Origin of the sequence: Yoonia sp. (genome assembly GCF_046292185.1) — a bacterium.
In the GTDB taxonomy this organism is placed as follows: domain Bacteria; phylum Pseudomonadota; class Alphaproteobacteria; order Rhodobacterales; family Rhodobacteraceae; genus Yoonia.
In genome coordinates this window covers 16,370-32,142 of the sequence record NZ_JBKBQY010000007.1, presented here as the reverse complement: position 1 = coordinate 32,142, position 15,773 = coordinate 16,370, and the positions used below count along the sequence as shown (strand labels likewise).

Here is a 15,773-nt window from a genome sequence, read left to right as displayed (position 1 = left end):
TTGCAAACGACAACGACAGTTCAATCCATGGGAGGATTTACATAATGAACCGTATTTTAAAGACATCCACAGCGCTGGCACTCGCGCTCTCGGTGACGGGGATCCCGGCATTTGCCGATATGGACGCCGCCATCGCGTTTCTTGATGAACATATCGGCGATATGTCCGCCCTGACCCGCGAAGAACAGGAAGCCGAAGTGCAATGGTTCATCGACGCAGCAGAGCCTTTGCGCGGCATGTCGATCAATGTCGTTTCTGAAACGATCACGACGCATGAATTTGAATCCAGCATCCTCGCCCCCGCGTTCAGCGCGATCACCGGCATTAACGTCACCCATACGCTGATCAGCGAAGGCGACGTGGTCGAACGTCTGCAAACCCAGCTGCAAACCGGGGAAAACGTGTTTGACATGTATATCAACGATGCCGACCTGATCGGGACGCATTGGCGCTATCAACAGACCCGGAACCTGACCGATTTCATGGAAGGTGACGGTGCCGATTTCACCAACCCGGGTCTGGATCTGGATGATTTCATGGGGACCAGCATGGCGACAGGGCCGGATGGCAAGCTGTACCAGCTGCCCGTCCAGCAATTCGCCAACCTCTATTGGTTCCGCCATGATTGGTTCACCGACCCCGAGATTATGGCCGCCTTTGAAGAGGAATATGGCTATCCATTGGGCGTCCCGGTGAACTGGTCGGCCTATGAAGATATCGCCGCCTTCTTTACCGGGCGCGAGATTGATGGAACGACCGTCTATGGTCACATGGACTACGGACGTCGCGATCCGTCGCTTGGCTGGCGTTTCACCGATGCCTGGCTATCGATGGCTGGCGCATCCGACCTTGGCCTGCCCAATGGCGTGCCGGTCGATGAATGGGGTCTGCGCGTCAACGACAATTTCCAGACCGTTGGGTCCTGCGTTGCGCGTGGCGGTGCCACGAACAGCCCGGCTGCGGTTTATTCCATCGAAAAATATGTCGACTGGCTGCAGAACTATGCCCCGCCAGAAGCCAATGGCATGAACTTTTCGGAATCCGGACCAGTGCCGTCGCAGGGCAATATCGCCCAGCAGATATTCTGGTACACCACTTTCACCGCCGATATGGTCGCCCCTGACCTGCCGGTGATGAACGAGGATGGCACGCCAAAATGGCGCATGGCCCCCAGCCCGCATGGTGCCTATTGGCAGGAAGGCATGAAGGTCGGCTATCAGGATGTGGGTTCCGCCACTATCTTGGAATCAACGCCGCTGGACCGCGCACAGGCCGGATGGCTTTACGCGCAGTTCATCGCGTCCAAGACAGTGGATGTGGCCAAATCGCATTACGGTCTGACCTTCATCCGCGAATCCACCGTCAACCACGACAGTTTCACCGAACGTGCGCCGCAACTGGGCGGTCTGGTGGAATTCTACCGTTCGCCCGAGCGTGACTTGTGGACCGATACGGGTTTCAACGTGCCGGATTATCCCCGTCTGGCACAGCTGTGGTGGCAGAACATCGGTGACGCGTCATCCGGCGCGCGTACCGCACAGGAAGCCATGGATGCACTTTGCGCTGAACAAGAGGCGGTGATGGAACGTCTGGGCCGGTCCGGCGTACAGGGCGAATTCGGCCCGGCGCTGAACGAGGAACAGGATGCGGAATACTGGCTGTCACAGCCCGGCGCACCCTGGCCCGCGCTTGAAGATGAAAAAGGCGAACCGCAGACCATCGCCTATGAAGAGCTGATCCGCCGCTGGACGGAATAGGTTCATGTCGGGGGCGGCGCGCCCGCCCCTGACACATCCCTGGCGAAGTGGCCCGCTGGCTGCTTCGCCAGTTTCATGACAGGCTACAAGCCGCAGCAGAGGAGCGACATCATGGGTTACATTCTGGCACTGGATCAAGGCACGACATCCAGCCGGGGGATCGTCTTTGGTCCAGACATGAAAATTGTCGCCACCGCACAGGAAGAATTCACGCAGCATTATCCGAAATCCGGCTGGGTCGAACATGACCCCAGCGATCTTTGGGCCTCGACTGCCGCCACCGCGCGCGCCGCGATCGAAAAGGCCGGGTTGAAGGCCAGGGATATCGCCGCCATCGGCATCACCAATCAGCGCGAAACCACGATTGTCTGGGACCGCAAGACCGGCAAACCCATTCATAATGCTATCGTCTGGCAGGACCGCCGCACCGCCGATTTCTGCGCGAAACTGCGCGATGACGGGCAAGAGGCGATGATCACCGCCCGCACCGGGCTGATCGTCGATCCGTATTTTTCGGCGACCAAGCTGAAATACATCCTCGACACCGTGGACGGCGCGCGTGATCGGGCGCGCAAGGGTGAACTGGCTTTCGGCACTGTCGATAGCTGGCTGATCTGGAACCTGACCGGCGGGCGCAGCCATGTCACCGACGCGACCAATGCCGCACGCACCATGCTATACGACATTCACAAGGGTCGGTGGAGCGAGACAATCTGCGACCTGTTCGATATCCCGCAAGAGATGCTGCCAGAGGTCAAGGATTGCGCAGCCGATTTCGGCATGACGCGGGCCGATCTGTTCGGTCATGAAATTCCCATCCTTGGTGTGGCGGGCGACCAGCAGGCCGCGACCATCGGGCAGGCCTGTTTTGAACCCGGCATGGTCAAATCCACCTATGGAACCGGTTGTTTCGTTGTTTTGAATACTGGCGACACGCCTGTCACCTCCAACAACAAGCTTTTGACCACTATCGCCTATCAGCTGGACGGGAAACCGACCTATGCGCTGGAAGGGTCGATCTTTATCGCCGGTGCCGTGGTCCAATGGCTGCGCGACGGGATCAAGATCATCCGCGCCGCCCCCGAAACCCAAGGGCTGGCCGAAACCGCAGATGACAGTCAGGACCTGATCCTTGTCCCTGCCTTCGTCGGTCTGGGCGCGCCCTATTGGGCACCAGAGGCGCGCGGCGCGATCTTTGGCATGACCCGCAATTCCGGGCCGGGCGAATTCGCGCGGGCGGCGCTCGAATCTGTGGGCTATCAGACGCTTGATCTGCTGGAGGCGATGCAAGCCGATTGGGAACGCGACGCGGCAGAGCCGTCCTTGCGTGTCGATGGCGGCATGGCCGCGAATGATTACGCGATGCAATTCCTGTCCGATATCATCGGCGCGCCGGTGGACCGGCCGCAGGTGCTGGAAACCACCGCACTCGGGGCGGCGTGGCTGGCGGGGATGCGCGCGGGCGTCTGGCCGGATATGGCGGAATTCGCCAAAGGCTGGGCGATTGACCGCCAGTTCACCGCCAATATGGACGCGGATCAGCGCGATGGGCGCTATGCCCGCTGGGGGCGTGCCGTGCAGGCCGTGCTGGCCGTATGATGATCGCGCCATTCGGTTTTGCCACGGCAGGGACGATCCGTTTTGGTCGCGGGGTATTGGCCGAGGCTGCACCCTTTGCCGCACCGTTTCAGCGGGTGCTTCTCGTGCGCTCTGCCTCTGTCGCGGCGGCGGATCATCTGGCGCGTGATCTGCGCCAATCCGGCGAGGTGATGGAACTGATCGCCGAGGGCGAACCTGACCTGCCCGCGATCAACGCGCATCTGGCGACCACGAGCCCCTTTGCCCCCGACCTGATCATCGCCATCGGCGGCGGTGCCGTCATCGACTATGGCAAAGCCTTCGCCGCGCTGATCCCCGCGCCGCATGGTGCCTTGCGCTATCTGGAGGTGGTGGGCGAAGGTCAACCACTGGACAAGGCCCCCCTGCCCCTGATCGCGATCCCGACAACCGCTGGCACCGGCACAGAAGTCACCCGCAACGCGGTGATCGGTGTGCCAGAGGCCGCACGCAAGGTCAGCCTGCGCGATCCGCGCCTTTACCCGACACTGGCGCTGATTGACCCCGATCTGTGCCTGTCCTGCCCGCGCGGCGTCATCCTCACCTCTGGCCTTGATGCCGTGACGCAGGTCATCGAACCTTTTATCAGCGCCCGCGCCAATCCGATGACTGACGCCTTGTGTCGCGATGCGATCCCGCGCGGATTGGCAGCGTTGCACCGGTTGATCGACCATGACGACACCGGCGCTTGGGACGATATGGCGCTGACCAGCGTCTTTGGCGGGCTGGCGCTGGCCAATGCGGGCTTGGGCGCGGTGCATGGCTTTGCCGGTGTGATCGGCGGACAGACCGGGGCGGCGCATGGCGCAATCTGCGGCGCGCTGCTGGTCCCGGTGTTGCAGGCGAACCTTGCGGCGGCTGCGGGCGACACGACCGCGCGGATTGCCTGGGTGATTGACCGGATCAGCGATGAATATGGCAGCTTGGCGGATTTCCAGACATGGGCGCGCGGTCACGGCTTGCCGCGCTTGCAGGAGCTTGGGGTCACGCCAGACACGCATGACCAGATCGCCAGCGATGCGCGGGATGCCTCATCCTACAAGGCCAATCCTGTCGATCTGGATATGGCCGCCTTGCTGGATATTCTTGCAAAGGCGTAACGTTCAAAGATCATTGCCCTTCGCCCGGCTTTGCCCGATGCTGCGGTCAGCAAGAGGATATCGCCCATGAAACGGATCACAATGACGCTGGATGACGACCTTATGGCGGCGGTGGATGCGCATATGGACGCGTCAGGTGCGACCAACCGTTCAGAGGCGATCCGCGATCTGGTCGCGCGTGCGCTTACCCCTGCCGCGCCCGCCGATGCCGCCTGTCTGGGTGTGGTCAGCTATACTGTCGATCCCGATATGCGCGATCTTGCGCGCAAGATCCCGCAGGTGCGGCAGGACAACCACGACCGCTTTGCCGCGGCGCTCTCCGTGCCGGTCGATCATTCGACATCGGTGGAAGTCGCCGTGCTGAAGGGCTCGGTTGCGGAGGTGGAGGCGATCGCCAATGCGCTTTTCCTCGAACGCGGTGTGCGCCACGGCCGTCTGGCGCTGGTTCCGGTGGTGGTCGAGGATTCGGCCCATGCCCATGGCAATGGCGCGCCGCACCGGCATGACAAAGTGGTCAACCGGTTTCAGTGACAGCGCTGTCCAAACGTCCCGCCGCCAAAGCCGAAACCGCGACCATCACCGCAGCCGTGCCCAGCATCAGCGCCAGCCCACCCGCCTGATAGGTCAGCCCGGACAAGAGCGTGCCGAGCAACCGACCGGCGGCATTGGCCATGTAATAGAACCCCACATCCATCGTGACCCGTTCTGCCTTGGAAAAGGACAGGATCAGATAGGAATGCAGCGCCGAATTGATCGCAAAGATGGCGCCAAAGACCAACAGCCCGATGACCAGCGTCACCGTCAGCCATGTCTGCGGCCCGCCCGATGCCAGCGCCGCTGCGGTCAGCGCGGCGGGCACCGCTGCCAGCGCCCATGCCCATTGCCGCGCCGCGCCTATCAATTCACCCGCAGGCCGTGTCGTGGCGTGCAGCACCTTGGGGGCTGATGCCTGCACTGCGCCGTAAAGAATGATCCAGACTGCCATGAAACTGCCGATCATGAAGAACGCATTGCGGTTGCCGGCGACTGTACCATCGGACAGTACCGCATAGAAATAAATCGGGATGCCGACGACGAACCAGATATCGCGCGCACCGAACAGGAACACCCGCGCAGCACTCAGCCAGTTGACGTTATGGGATTTCGAAATGACTTCCGAAAATTTCGCGCCCTTGCGGCCCTTTGGCAGGCCCGCAGGCATGAACACCAGCACCGCGATCAGGATCACCGCCAGTGCTGCTGCCATCGCCAGCACAGCCCCGACAAAACCGATGGTGGCCAGCAAGGCCGCACCCAACAGAAAGCCCAGCCCTTTGACCGCGTTCTTGGACCCGGTCAGCAGGGCGACCCAGCGGAACAGGCCCGCCTGCCCGTCCGGCGCCAGCAGTTTGACGGCGGATTTCGACGCCATCTTGGCCAGATCCTTGGCCACGCCGCTGGCCCCTTGGACCAGCATCACAAACACGACCGAGGCCCCAATGGCCCAGGCCGGATCAAGCTGCGCCAGCGCCAACAGCGCCACGACCTGCAACCCCAGACCGGCGTATAGGGTAAAGGTCAGGCCGAACCGCGCCGCGATCCACCCGGCGGACAGGTTGGTGACGATCCCGGCGATTTCGTACAGCACGAACAGATAGGCCAACTGCACCGGGGAAAACCCCAACGTATGGAAATGCAGCAGCACCAGCATCCGCAACGCGCCATCGGTCAACATGAAGGCCCAATAGGACGCGGTGACGGCGATATAGGCGCTCAACCCCTCAGGTCTGGCAGCGGCGGTCACAGCGACGCCCCGACCATCAGCGCGACATCGACCAGCCGATGGGCATAGCCCATTTCATTGTCGTACCAGACATAGAGTTTCACCTGCGTGCCATTCACCACCATGGTCGAGGGCGCATCGACAATCCCCGACCGCGTGTCATTGGTGTAATCGGCAGAGACCAGCGGGCGTTCCTCATAGCCCATGATGCCTTTCAACGGCCCTTCGGCGGCGGCTTTCAGCAGGGCGTTGACCTCTTCCGCCGTGGTTTCGCGCGCAACCTCGAACACGCAATCGGTCAGTGACCCGTTCAGCAAGGGCACCCGCACCGCATGGCCGTTCAGCTTGCCTGTCAGTTCCGGGTAGATCAGCGTGATCGCCGTGGCGCTGCCGGTGGTCGTCGGGATCAGCGAATTCAGCGCGGATCGCGCGCGGCGCAGATCCTTGGCCGGGCGGTCCACGATGGTCTGGGTATTGGTGACATTGTGGATCGTGGTGATGGAGCCATGCCTGATCCCGATCCCTTCCAGAATGACCTTGACCACCGGGGCAAGGCAATTGGTGGTGCAGGAGGCGGCGGTGATGATCTGATGTGTTGCCGGGTCATAGGCATCATTATTCACGCCATAGACGATATTGGCGGTCGGCCCGTCCTTGACCGGGGCAGAGACGACGACCTTTTTCACCCCGGCGGCGAAATAGGGGGCGATCTTGCTTTCGGTCTTGAACACACCTGTGCAATCAATCACCACATCAACGCCGTCCAGCGGCAGGGCGTCGATGTTTTTGGTGCCGATAAAGGGCAACCGCGTGCCATTGATCGTCACGCTGTCAGCGTCATAGGCGAAATCAGCATCCCAGCGCCCGTGCACCGTATCGAATTCCAGCAGATGCGCATGCATCGCCGGATCACCGACGGAATCGTTGATCCACGCAATCTTTGCGCCTTTTTCCAGCAGCGGTTTCAGCGCCAGTTTGCCAATCCGGCCAAGGCCGTTGATCGCGTAGGTCGTCATCAACGCGTTTCCTCTTTGTTGCGGCCAATATCATCCACGGCTTTTTGCAGCGACATCCGGTCCAATGTGGCCAGTGGCAAGGCCGTGAACAGCTTGATCCGGTTATGCAGCGCACCATAGGCTCGCTGAAACGCGAGGCTTTTTTCGGCATCTGTCCCCGTCGCCTTGACCGGGTCCGGCATGCCCCAATGCGCGCTGACCGGCTGGCCGGACCAGGCGGGGCATTCCTCATTCGCGGCCTGATCGCAGACGGTGAAAACAAAATCAAAGGCGGGCGCATCAGGGCCGGTAAAGGCGCTGACGTTCTTGGATTCCAGCACCGATATGTCATGACCTTTCTGGCGCAAAACTTCGAGCGCGAAAGGGTTCAGGTCCGACCGGGGCATGGTGCCTGCGGAATAGGCGATAAAGCGATCCCCCGCCTCTTTGCGCAGGATTGATTCAGCAAAGATCGACCGGGCGGAATTGCCGGTGCAGATGAACAGCACGTTATAGGTGGTCTGGGTCATGGGATTATGTCCAAGGGGCGCGGGTGCGCAAAGGTCGGGCCTGCCCCGACAGCAATCATTGTAGAGGTCCTGAACGGTGGCGTTCACGGCATCCATAGCGATGCTATATTGCAGGGATGTGGCAACGCGGTGTTGGGTGACCAACCCCGCCTGGGTCAGCGCCGAAAGATAAGCCGACAGGGTCGATGGCTTGATCCCCAGCGCCGCAGACATTTCGCCTGCGGGCACACGGTCGGGATAGCGCCGCATCAGCAGCCGGAACACGGCCAGCCGTTGCGGATGGCCAAGGGTGGTCAGACGTGTGGTGATATCAGTTTCCATATTTCGTGAATATCCGAAATAAAGATTCGGGCAACCGATTTTTCCGCGCTTTACAAAAACTTCATATTGGTCAGAACACCCGCGATCCTGCGGCATACGTCTGCTGCACCATCGCGACATCATCCATCATGTCAAAGGCTACCAGATCAGCGCGCTGGCCGATGGCGATGCGCCCCCGGTCGGTCAGCCCTGCCGCCTGTGCCGGGGCGGATGTCACCGTGGCGATGCCGCGCGGCAGATCATCCCAGATCAACCCCAGCCGCACCGCCGCCAGCAGCAGCGCTGCAGGCACGTAATCCGACGACATGATATCCAGCCTGTCCGTGTGCGCCAGATCCAGCGCCGCCACATTCCCCGAATGCGACCCGCCGCGGATCAGGTTCGGCGCACCCATGATCACCGCGATACCGCTGGCGTGACAGGCATCGGCGGCCTCAAGCGTGGTGGGAAATTCCGCAAGCCTGACACCATGGGCGTGGCTGGTCGCAACCTGTGCGGCGGTCGTATCATCATGGCTGGCCAGCACTGCGCCCAGCCTGTTTGCCGCAGCGACTGTCGCCGCCTCGTGCTTTGTGCCGAAACGCGTCTGCAGGCCATACAGAAAGTCCACATAGCCCGCGAAATCCGTCTCGGACAGGTTATGCTTGCCGCGCACATAAGCCTCGAATTTCGCGACATCGGAAAACTGCCGCTGCCCCGGCGTATGATCCATCATCGAGACAATGCCGATCCGGTCCGTACTGGTGAATTCATCCAGCTCTTCGGTCAGGGTTTCAGAACAAATCTCGGCGCGCAGGTGCAGGTGATGGCTGATGCGCAGCGCACCCGCCCCGCGCATGGCCAGAATCTCATCCGCCATCTGGCGCGCATATTTGCCATAACGCTTGCCGCCCCCCGATGTGATCGACCCCACGCGGATCGCATCAAACACGGTGGTGATCCCGCAGCCCGCCAGTTCGCGGTCATGCGCCATGATCGCGGCGCGATAGGGCCAGTCCACCTTGGGCCGGGGTGTCAGATGCCGTTCGAGGTTATCGGTATGCAATTCCACCAGTCCCGGTGCCAGATAAGTACCATCAAGATCAATTGCAGCCTTCGGCACGCCAGCACCGGTGCCGATATCGGCAATCAGCCCATCCTTGATCTGCAGTGATCCGGTGATCACCTCATCGCCAAGGATCAGGCGGGCGTTGGCAAGAATTATCTGGTCTGTCATGGCAGTGTCACGATGCTTTGGCTAAAGGTGGATCTATGTTCGAAAGATTTGCAATATTCTACACGCCGAAAGGCGCGCTGGCCGATTTCGGCGCGGAATGGCTGGGTTGGGACAGCGCCACGGGGCGCGCAGTGCTGCATCCAGACGTGCCGGGCGTCGATGTGGCGGCAGTCACGGCGACCCCGCGCAAATACGGGTTGCACGGCACGTTGAAGGCACCGTTCCGGCTGTCTGCGGAGTCTGGACCCGCAAAGCTGCAACAGGCCGTCGCGGATTTCGCGCAGCGCCATGGGCCGGTGGATATCGGCAAGCTGCACCTGGCGCATCACCACGGCTTTGTCGCGTTGCGTCCTGCGGGCGATCCGCCTGCCCTGCGCGATCTTGCGGGCGCGATTGTCACAGAACTTGACGATCACCGCGCACCTTTGACCGAAGCCGATATCGCGCGGCGCAGACGTGCGCCCCTGACGGTAAGGCAAGACCAGCAGATGCTGGACTGGGGCTATCCTTACATTTTCGATGACTTCCATTTCCACCTGACGCTGAGTGGGTCTCTGCCCGAGGCTGAAGGCGCACAGGTCGTTACTGCATTGCAGCCCATGGTGGATCCGATCATCGCTGATCCTTGGGTCATCGACGGCATCACACTGATGGGGCAGGACGCGGGGGGGATGTTTCACCAGATCCACCGCTATGCCCTGACCGGGTAAAGCAGGGACAGGATGCCCTGCACGGTCGCATCCAGATCGCCGGAATTGTCGATAGTCACGGCTGCGATACCCTCTGGCAGCGCGTATTCCGCACGGTCTAGCCTGCGCGCGATATCATCCTTGGATTCTCGCCCACGCGCGGCAAGACGCTCTGCCAGGACATCACGGGCGGCGGTCAGTTGAATGGTAAAGAACGGATCGAACTGCGCCTTGGCTGCGGGCAAGGCCGCACGCGACAGATTGGCCAGCATGTCACGCCCCGTTGCCAGATCATCGGCCACCGTCGCGGGAATGGCGTAGTGCAAGCCATGCGCAGGCCATGTCAGGGCAAAGTCGCCCTTGGCCGCGCGGGCATGGAATTCATCGGCGGTGACCCCCTCAAAATCCTCCCCCCCCGCATCGCCGGGCCGTGTGATCACCCGGCGCACCAGCGCCAGACGCGGATCGCGGGCGGCAAGCGCCTCCATCACCGAATCCTTGCCGACACCGGAGGGGCCAACAATGGCGATAAACCGGCCCCTCATGCCGCCAGTCCCGGGGTAAAGCGGGTGACATCGACCTGCCGGTCGCAGATTTCATCGCGCGCCGCATGGTCGTGGAAAATCCCGATGATCGCGGCACCGCGCGCCTTGGCCTCTTGCACCATGCCCAGCACCACGGCGCGGTTCGTGGGATCAAGGCTGGCGGTCGGTTCATCCAGCAACAACGCCGGATAGGGAAAGGCAAAGCCGCGCGCGATATTCACCCGCTGCTGTTCGCCGCCTGAAAAGGTCGTGGGGCTGAGACCCCAGAGCCGCTCGGGGATGTTCAGCCGCGCCAACAGTTCCGCCGCCTGTGCGCGGGCCTGTTGCTGCCCAGTCCCCGTCAGCAGCAAAGGTTCGGCGACCACATCCAGCGTCGGCACCCGTGGCACGACGCGCAGGAATTGACTGACATAACCCAAAGTGCGGCGGCGCAAAGCAATCACCTCGCGCGGGGCGGCTTGTGCGACATCGACGTCACCGACCATGATCCGGCCAGAGGCGGTCAGGTAATTGCCATAGATCATCCGCATCAGCGTGGATTTGCCCGCGCCCGAGGCACCGACCAGCGCCACGCATTCGCCCTTGGCCACATGCAGGCTGGCCCCGGCCATCACCGGGATCGTGGTGCCGCCCTGATTATGCAGAACAAAATTCTTCGCGACATTCTCAATAGAGATCATTTTCACACCTGCAAGACAGAGGATACAAGAAGCTGGGTATAGCCATGCTGCGGATCGTCCAGCACCTGATCGGTCAGCCCGGTTTCCACGACATGACCATCTTTCATCACCATCAGCCGGTCGGCAAGCAGGCGCACGACGGCCAGATCATGGGTGACGATGATCGCGCTCAACCCCATATCACGCACCAGCCCGCGCAACAGGTCCAGCAACCGCGCCTGCACCGAGACATCGAGGCCGCCGGTCGGTTCATCCATGAACACCAGACGCGGCCCAGTGACCAGATTGCGCGCGATCTGCAACCGTTGCTGCATGCCGCCAGAAAAAGCGGTGGGGCGGTCATCGATCCGGTCGGGGGTGATTTCAACCCGTCCCAGCCAGTCAATCGCCTGGGCGCGGATATCACCGTAATGGCGCGCATTCACCGCCATCAGCCTTTCGCCGACATTGCCACCGGCGCTGACATTCATCCGCAAACCATCGCGGGCATGTTGATGGACAAAGGCCCAGTCGGTGCGCCCCAGCATCCGGCGTTCGGGTTCGGACATGGTGACAGTGTCGCGCAATCCGTCGCTGCGGGTGTCGAACCGCACGGCACCCCTGTCCGGTTTCAGATGCCCTGCCAGACAGTTCAGCAAGGTGGATTTGCCTGACCCGCTTTCGCCGACGATGCCCATCACCTCGCCGGGGAAAAGATCGAAGCTGACCTGCGCGCAGCCGATCCGCGCGCCGTAGAATTTCACAAGGTTTTCAACCTGTAACAGGGGGGTCATGCGGCATCCTCCACGCGGGTTGCGCAGTAATCGGTATCGGAACAGATGAACATCCGCCCGCCCGCGTCATCGGTGATTAACTCGTCCAGATAGCTGGTGGTCGATCCGCAGATGGCGCAGGCATGGTCGGCCTTGCTGGGCTGAAACGGGTAATCCTCAAAATCCAGACTGACGACCTTTGTATAGGGCGGCAGCGCATAGATCCGCTGTTCGCGTCCCGCGCCGAATAGCTGTATCGCGGCCATTTCAAGTTTCGGATTGTCGAATTTCGGAATGGGTGACGGGTCCATGACATAGCGTCCTTCGACCTTAACCGGATAGGCATAGGCGGTGGCGATATCGCCGTGCTGGCTGATATCCTCGTAAAGTTTCACATGCATCAGCCCGTAATCCTCCAGTGCATGCATCTTGCGGGTTTCCACCTCTGAGGGTTCAAGAAAGCGCAAGGGTTCCGGGATCGGCACCTGATAGACGATGATCTGATCCTCGCGCAGCGCCTGTTCGGGAATGCGGTGGCGGGTCTGGATCACGCTGGCCTCAGCCGTTTTCTCGGTCACGGCGACGCCTGCGGTACGCTGGAAAAACCGGCGGATCGACACGGCATTCGTCGTGTCATCGGCCCCCTGATCGATCACTTTCAGCGTGTCATCCGGCACAAGCACGGCGGCCGATACCTGCACACCGCCGGTGCCCCAGCCATAAGGCATCGGCATTTCGCGGCTGGCGAAAGGCACCTGATAGCCGGGAATGGCGAGGCCCTTCAGGATCGCGCGGCGGATCATGCGTTTGGTCTGTTCATCCAGATAGGCGAAATTATAGTCGCTCATTCTGCGGCCTCCTGCATCATCGACTGGGCATCACGGCGGAGTTTGCGGATCAGCTCCAGTTCAGACTGGAAATCCACATAATGTGGCAATTTGATATGTTCGAGGAAACCGGTCGCCTGAATGTTGTCACAATGATACAGCACGAATTCTTCGCATTGCGCGGGGGCACCCATGTCATCCTCGCCCAGTTCTTTCCAGCGCAGGGCGCGGTCCACCAAGGCCATGGAAATCGCCTTGCGTTCGGTCATGCCGAACACCAGCCCGTAACCGCGGGTGAATTGCGGCGGTTGGGTTTTCGACCCCTGAAACTGGTTCACAGTTTCGCATTCGGTCAGGGTGATTTCGCCGATCTCGATGCTGAACCCCAGTTCGGGGATATCCATTTCAACGGCCACCGTTCCGATCCGCAATTCCGCGACGAAGGCGTGGTTGCGGGCATAGCCGCGCTGGGTGGAATAGGCCATCCCGAGGGTGAACCCTTCATCCGCGCGGGTCAGTGCCTGCAATCGCAGGGCACGGCTCGCGGGCATTTCAAGCGGTTCGCGGGTCAGGTCAGAGGGCGCGTCATCGCCCGCAGGTTCTGGCTGGATCAGGTTTTCGCGGTCCAGGAAGCCCATGATATGGGGGGTCTGACCTTGTAAGGCCGCAGCCTCGGTTGCGGGCGGCACGTCGCCATCGGCGGCGAGTTTGAAATCCAGCAAGCGGTGCGTATAGTCAAAAGTCGGCCCCAGCACCTGCCCGCCTGGCGCGTCTTTGAACGTGGCGGACACGCGGCGGTCACAAGCCATATTGGCGGTATCCACCGGCAGCGACCCACCGAAACGCGGCAAGGTGGTGCGATAGGCGCGGATCAGAAAGATAGCCTCGATCAGGTCACCGCGCGATTGTTTGATCGCCAGTGCGGCAAGGTCAGGGTCATAAAGCGAACCTTCGGCCATCACGCGGTTGACGGCAAGCGCCAGTTGTTCGCGGATTTGTGCGACACCCAGTTCCGGGACCGATAGATCACCGCGCCTTTCCTCGGCCAGCCAGCCATGGGCATTGTCGATGGCGCGTTCGCCCCCTTTGACGGCAACATACATCAGGTGATCCTCGTGCTGCGCGGCAGGCCAGCCAGACGGTTGCCACAGGTAAAGATGAAATCCAGCCCCAGCGGAAACAGCGCATTGTTCCGCTGAAACGCGGCGATGTCGGGCAAGGACAATTGCGCCTGATCCTTGATCCCCGGTCCGCGCAGAACGGGGCCAGCATTCGTCAGGTCCGGCAATTCCACGATCAACGTGGCCGAACGGTCAGGATATTCCGCCGTGCCGGGCACAAAGTCAGCCAAGGGCAGATCGTCCCAAGCCCCCAGCGCGAATTGCGCCTTCTCCGCAGCCACCAATGGCGCGCCGCAGTGAAAGGTGATCCAGTCGCGCAGACCCAGGCTGTCGCAACTGCGCCCCAGAAACAACGGCGTTTCGGGATCACACAGCGTCAGCAGCGCGACACCGGCAGCGATGGACACCGGCGCGGGCGGCGCAGCGCCCGCAACACGGTGGATCGTGCCGGGCTGCGCCATGGCCGTCATCATCGCGCGAAAGCCGATCGCGGCATCCACGGGCGGTGCGGCAAAACCGCCACCAAGCAGTTGCGTGTCCATCAATCTTCTCCCCGCACCATCGTGAAAAAATCCACCTTCGTGGCGGCGGCCTTAGCGGCGCGTGCGTCTTTGCGGCGGATCATCGCGTCGCGCAGGGGGCTCAGCACGGCGGCTTGCACCTGCTCTGCGGCGTCCGTCTGCATCAGCGCATCGACAAGGGCCGCCTGCAGCGCATGGTCCTTGGCCCGACCCTGCACATAGCCATGCCCGACCACGCCATCCGCCAGTTGCACGCTCGCGCGGGTCACCGACATTTCACCCAGATTGAACGCCGCACCCACCGCGCCTGCCCGTCCGCGTACCATGACCGCACCAATTTCTGGCGCGCGCAGGACGCTGTGCACGGGCGTCAGGTCCAGCGCGCGCCACAATGCCGCCAGATCGCTGGCAGGGGCTTTGGCCAGCAGGCCAAGCCAGTCCTTGCGATCCGCTTGAGTTTCATCCGTCATCTGCATCTAGACACCTGTCGCGCTTTTCTATACAACTAGACAAATCATAGAGCGGTCCTGCCGCCCTGCCAATCCCCGCAATTGTGAAATTTGAGTGACATGACCCCGCGCACCCCGATCTGGAAAGCCATCAGCGATGTTCTGCGCGACGAAATCGCCGAACATCTGCACCGACCCGGTGACAAACTGCCGACCGAAGCAGCCCTTGCCGCGCGCTTTGGCGTGAACCGCCACACGGTGCGTCAGGCACTGGCCGCGCTATCGACGCAAGGTTTGGTGCGGCCCCGGCGTGGTGCAGGTGTGTTTGTGACGGCGACGCCCACGGATTACCCCATCGGGCCGCGTGTCCGGTTCCATCAGAACCTGCGTGCCGCAGGGCGCAGCCCGGCCAAACGCCTGCTTGCGCTGGACACGCGCGCGGCCAGCAGTGCCGAACGCAGCGCATTGCAGATCGATGACGCGCCCGTTCACGTTTACGAAGGTCTGTCGCTGGCGGACGGTCAGGTGATCGCGTTGTTTCGATCGGTCTTTCCGGCGGCGCGGTTTCCGGACCTGCCCGATCATCTGCGCGCCGATCCATCGGTCACGGCGGCCCTGCGCGCCAGTGGCGTGGCCGATTATACCCGCGCCAGCACGCGGATCACGGCAAAGCTGGCAAGCGTTACACAGGCGCTGCATCTGCAGATCGACGAAGGCGCGCCGATCCTGCGCACCAGCAGCATCAATGTCGATGCGGATGGCACTCCTGTCGAGGCAGGGCTGACATGGTTTGCAGGCGATAAGGTCACCCTGACGTTGCAGGACGACTGAAACGTCATACCTGTGACACACAATCAGATTATCATGACAAAAACCTAGCAGATCGAGCAG

At 61.6% G+C, this 15,773-nt stretch carries 17 protein-coding genes; 6 read left to right on the top strand and 11 right to left on the bottom strand.

Annotated elements, in window-relative coordinates:
- Nucleotides 1-44 precede the first annotated feature (44 nt).
- The 4 genes from ACK4TM_RS02640 to nikR all read left to right on the top strand — a co-directional run bounded on the left by ACK4TM_RS02640 (nucleotide 45) and on the right by nikR (nucleotide 5,005).
- Nucleotides 45-1,757, top strand: a complete 1,713-nt coding sequence (locus ACK4TM_RS02640; protein WP_409696297.1) for an ABC transporter substrate-binding protein — start codon at nucleotides 45-47, stop codon at nucleotides 1,755-1,757.
- Between the two features lie 111 nt (nucleotides 1,758-1,868).
- Complete coding sequence (gene glpK, locus ACK4TM_RS02635; protein ID WP_409696381.1) at nucleotides 1,869-3,356, top strand: glycerol kinase GlpK; 1,488 nt, start codon at nucleotides 1,869-1,871, stop codon at nucleotides 3,354-3,356.
- Nucleotides 3,356-4,474: an iron-containing alcohol dehydrogenase gene (locus tag ACK4TM_RS02630; RefSeq protein ID WP_409696294.1), complete on the top strand. Its 1,119-nt coding sequence runs from the start codon at nucleotides 3,356-3,358 to the stop codon at nucleotides 4,472-4,474. The genes glpK and ACK4TM_RS02630 overlap by 1 nt, the downstream gene beginning before the upstream one ends.
- A 66-nt stretch (nucleotides 4,475-4,540) precedes the next feature.
- On the top strand, nucleotides 4,541-5,005 hold the full coding sequence (gene nikR / locus ACK4TM_RS02625) for a nickel-responsive transcriptional regulator NikR (protein WP_409696291.1): 465 nt from the start codon (nucleotides 4,541-4,543) through the stop codon (nucleotides 5,003-5,005).
- On the opposite strand, the gene arsJ is transcribed toward nikR, so the two are convergent.
- The 4 genes from arsJ to ACK4TM_RS02605 form a co-directional block, all read right to left on the bottom strand.
- The gene (gene arsJ, locus ACK4TM_RS02620; RefSeq protein WP_409696288.1) at nucleotides 4,989-6,257 is read right to left on the bottom strand and encodes an organoarsenical effux MFS transporter ArsJ; all 1,269 of its coding nucleotides are present in this window, start codon (nucleotides 6,255-6,257) and stop codon (nucleotides 4,989-4,991) included. The genes nikR and arsJ overlap by 17 nt on opposite strands.
- The gene (locus ACK4TM_RS02615; protein ID WP_409696285.1) at nucleotides 6,254-7,252 is read right to left on the bottom strand and encodes an ArsJ-associated glyceraldehyde-3-phosphate dehydrogenase; all 999 of its coding nucleotides are present in this window, start codon (nucleotides 7,250-7,252) and stop codon (nucleotides 6,254-6,256) included. The genes arsJ and ACK4TM_RS02615 overlap by 4 nt, the downstream gene beginning before the upstream one ends.
- Nucleotides 7,252-8,082 (bottom strand): helix-turn-helix domain-containing protein, encoded by an 831-nt coding sequence (locus ACK4TM_RS02610; protein ID WP_409696282.1) that lies wholly within the window; start codon nucleotides 8,080-8,082, stop codon nucleotides 7,252-7,254. Before ACK4TM_RS02610 ends, ACK4TM_RS02615 begins: the two co-directional genes overlap by 1 nt.
- A 70-nt stretch (nucleotides 8,083-8,152) precedes the next feature.
- Nucleotides 8,153-9,298 carry an alpha-D-ribose 1-methylphosphonate 5-triphosphate diphosphatase gene (locus ACK4TM_RS02605; protein WP_409696279.1) on the bottom strand — a complete coding sequence of 382 codons (1,146 nt, stop codon included), beginning with the start codon at nucleotides 9,296-9,298 and terminating at the stop codon, nucleotides 8,153-8,155.
- 35 nt (nucleotides 9,299-9,333) lie between these two features.
- Between ACK4TM_RS02605 and ACK4TM_RS02600 the strand changes: the two genes are divergently transcribed.
- Entirely contained in the window at nucleotides 9,334-10,008 is a 675-nt protein-coding gene (locus ACK4TM_RS02600; RefSeq protein WP_409696276.1) for a DUF1045 domain-containing protein, read from the top strand.
- Here ACK4TM_RS02600 and phnN read toward each other — a convergent pair.
- From phnN to phnG, 7 genes are read right to left on the bottom strand one after another with little or no spacing between them, the layout of a single operon-like run.
- Nucleotides 9,990-10,532, bottom strand: a complete 543-nt coding sequence (phnN, locus tag ACK4TM_RS02595) for a phosphonate metabolism protein/1,5-bisphosphokinase (PRPP-forming) PhnN (protein ID WP_409696273.1) — start codon at nucleotides 10,530-10,532, stop codon at nucleotides 9,990-9,992. The two genes, ACK4TM_RS02600 and phnN, sit on opposite strands and share 19 nt — an antisense overlap.
- Nucleotides 10,529-11,212, bottom strand: coding sequence for a phosphonate C-P lyase system protein PhnL (phnL, locus tag ACK4TM_RS02590; protein WP_409696270.1), 684 nt, complete (start codon nucleotides 11,210-11,212; stop codon nucleotides 10,529-10,531). Before phnL ends, phnN begins: the two co-directional genes overlap by 4 nt.
- A 2-nt stretch (nucleotides 11,213-11,214) precedes the next feature.
- Nucleotides 11,215-11,985 (bottom strand): phosphonate C-P lyase system protein PhnK, encoded by a 771-nt coding sequence (gene phnK, locus ACK4TM_RS02585; protein ID WP_409696267.1) that lies wholly within the window; start codon nucleotides 11,983-11,985, stop codon nucleotides 11,215-11,217.
- On the bottom strand, nucleotides 11,982-12,812 hold the full coding sequence (locus ACK4TM_RS02580; RefSeq protein WP_409696264.1) for an alpha-D-ribose 1-methylphosphonate 5-phosphate C-P-lyase PhnJ: 831 nt from the start codon (nucleotides 12,810-12,812) through the stop codon (nucleotides 11,982-11,984). The genes phnK and ACK4TM_RS02580 overlap by 4 nt, the downstream gene beginning before the upstream one ends.
- Nucleotides 12,809-13,894, bottom strand: a complete 1,086-nt coding sequence (locus ACK4TM_RS02575; RefSeq protein ID WP_409696261.1) for a carbon-phosphorus lyase complex subunit PhnI — start codon at nucleotides 13,892-13,894, stop codon at nucleotides 12,809-12,811. The genes ACK4TM_RS02580 and ACK4TM_RS02575 overlap by 4 nt, the downstream gene beginning before the upstream one ends.
- A complete protein-coding gene (gene phnH / locus ACK4TM_RS02570; protein ID WP_409696258.1) occupies nucleotides 13,894-14,454 on the bottom strand; it encodes a phosphonate C-P lyase system protein PhnH in 561 nt (186 codons plus the stop codon). Before phnH ends, ACK4TM_RS02575 begins: the two co-directional genes overlap by 1 nt.
- Nucleotides 14,454-14,909 carry a phosphonate C-P lyase system protein PhnG gene (gene phnG, locus ACK4TM_RS02565; RefSeq protein WP_409696255.1) on the bottom strand — a complete coding sequence of 152 codons (456 nt, stop codon included), beginning with the start codon at nucleotides 14,907-14,909 and terminating at the stop codon, nucleotides 14,454-14,456. Before phnG ends, phnH begins: the two co-directional genes overlap by 1 nt.
- Nucleotides 14,910-15,002: 93 nt before the next feature.
- Here phnG and phnF point away from each other — a divergent pair, with 93 nt between their 5' ends.
- Nucleotides 15,003-15,713: a phosphonate metabolism transcriptional regulator PhnF gene (gene phnF, locus ACK4TM_RS02560; protein ID WP_409696252.1), complete on the top strand. Its 711-nt coding sequence runs from the start codon at nucleotides 15,003-15,005 to the stop codon at nucleotides 15,711-15,713.
- The last annotated feature ends 60 nt before the right edge of the window (nucleotides 15,714-15,773 follow it).